4 protein-coding genes are annotated in these 1,973 nt (G+C 38.8%); 1 reads left to right on the top strand and 3 read right to left on the bottom strand.

From position 1 onward, the window contains the following. Nucleotides 1-239: galactosyltransferase-related protein (locus KDK17_RS16460; protein ID WP_257288560.1), on the bottom strand; the 239-nt coding region annotated here is incomplete at its 3' end. Between the two features lie 38 nt (nucleotides 240-277). Between KDK17_RS16460 and KDK17_RS16455 the strand changes: the two genes are divergently transcribed. Beyond that, nucleotides 278-496, top strand: a complete 219-nt coding sequence (locus KDK17_RS16455; RefSeq protein WP_257281348.1) for a hypothetical protein — start codon at nucleotides 278-280, stop codon at nucleotides 494-496. 100 nt (nucleotides 497-596) lie between these two features. On the opposite strand, the gene KDK17_RS19665 is transcribed toward KDK17_RS16455, so the two are convergent. Continuing rightward, nucleotides 597-1,655, bottom strand: coding sequence for an ATP-binding protein (locus KDK17_RS19665; RefSeq protein ID WP_257281349.1), 1,059 nt, complete (start codon nucleotides 1,653-1,655; stop codon nucleotides 597-599). Then, the coding region (locus tag KDK17_RS16445) for a hypothetical protein (protein WP_257288559.1) at nucleotides 1,652-1,973 on the bottom strand (322 nt) is incomplete at its 5' end. The genes KDK17_RS19665 and KDK17_RS16445, both read right to left, overlap by 4 nt.

The raw sequence follows: 1,973 nt of genomic DNA, 5'->3' as shown, positions 1-1,973 counted from the left end.
ATGGCCAGTCGGTGAATCAGATCAAAGTCTTCATAGCCATGGCCAGCAAACGCCTCACGAAAGCCACCCATCGCCAGAAACCATTGACGATTAATCAGCAAACAGCTGGAGACCAGGGCGATGCCATCCACTTTACATACTTCACCACGAAACCAGGACTCAAACGCCTCCTGGTATAAAGCCTGCTGCAAAACAGGCTTAAAAAATTCCGACTTAAAATGGGCAGGCAACCGCCGCATTACGTACCTGTCCCGGAGCGAATACACGGCTGATACTGATGGAAATAGCGCAGGTTGTCCTGCAGTCTATTGAAGAAGGTTCTGAACTACAAGGAAGCAACACTGGTTCGCTGGGCTATGGGCAAATACAAGAAATTGAGAGGGTGAAAAAGGCGTGCTTCCCGATGTTTTGGGAGAGTCGCAAAGCGAGCCCCATGGTTAATGGCACACTGGCGTTTTGGTTGTGTGTCAGCGGTTGGGTAAGAAGAGCCGGATGAAGGGGGACTTTTATGTCCGAATCTGTGAGCAGCTGAGGGGGGGGCTTGGTTGACTCGACTGGGGTGGAGAGAGCTGGAGAAAGACCAGTCCTTACCCGATTTATACCCCGTTTGCAGGGACAGTGAAGAAAAAAGAATTTTCAGCTATGTCAATGCCACCACTTGTATAACCTTTTTCCGTGCTGTTAACATGGATTTCAAAGTTATGTGCCTGTGCTATATGTTGTGAGACATACAAACCAATACCCATCCCATCATGGTGTAGCCTATTAGCGTGCTTTCCTCGATAACCTTTATGAAAAATGAACTCTTTATCTTCCTCACTTATCACTGGACCTTGAGAGGTAACTTTAACTTCTACTCCATCTCTTACATCTTCAATATTAATCTCAACTTCTCTTGTTTTAGAATATTTTAAAGCATTATGTATAAGAGTAAGTGCGATAATAGGGAAAGACTCATATAGAAATATTTCTTTGAATGATGTCCCTGTTAAATTGAACTTTTTATTGTACTTCTTTCCTTCAGAGAAATATATTATTGCTTGAACTTTATCAAATAATTTATAGACATTTGTCTTTACGCTGCTACCATAAGATGCACTTGCTGGATTAAAAAAGACACCTAACATCTGTATTGAATCAGCAAGCATCCTAGACGATTGATAGAGTGCTTTTTGCTCATTTTTTGCATTTTCTAGTTTTTTCTTGAAGTTATCCCCAGGCAGAGACAATATCAATTTCTCTGAACTTATTTTGATTTGCTCAACCCACTTTACGGGATCATGAAAATAATGAAGAGTCTCTGACATTCGTTTCAAAGATTCCTCTTCAAACTGTGAGTTCAGTTTCTTTACTCTAGTTATCCATTGATTGTAAGTTTCAGATGAAAACTTATTTAGCTTAGATTTCTTTTGATTCTTTCCCTGAAATCCAATTAATATGATTTTGTCCTCTCCAGATTTTTGCATATAAGAAACAACATTTTTTTTGCATATATACTGGTAGGTGTCACTATCTAAACAATCTCTCACATGACAACTTTCACATATATCAGGTGTAATATATTTATCACCAGGAATGAAATGATCATTTATAAAAACAGGCCACGGTGTTGAGAATAGGTCAGCCTCTAATACAGATACCAAATACTTACTCACAGCAGATCCTTCAATTTTTTGCTTTTTTCCTTGAGTTTATAAGCATCGACTTTGTACGAATACTTATTTACGGATTTGATTAGTCTATCTTCATCGATACTTTTACTTAAGTAGTCTGTAACGCAGTGAATTATTTTTTTATGCTGTCTATGCGAAAGATCACAGTCGTTTAATAGACTGTCAATTTCTTTGGCTATATCTGTTGGAGAATAATGCTTATTAAGAACCCTTAAAATCAACTCTTCGCATGCTTTTTCATCAATCGGTGTTTTTGATTGCTCATCTGCAAGTTTAAAAAACTCTGTGAGTGTCGGATCA

The organism is Endozoicomonas sp. SESOKO2, assembly GCF_024606245.1.
Taxonomy (GTDB): domain Bacteria; phylum Pseudomonadota; class Gammaproteobacteria; order Pseudomonadales; family Endozoicomonadaceae; genus Endozoicomonas_A.
The sequence above is the reverse complement of the archived record's forward strand: the minus strand, read 5'-3'. Positions and strand labels throughout refer to the sequence as shown.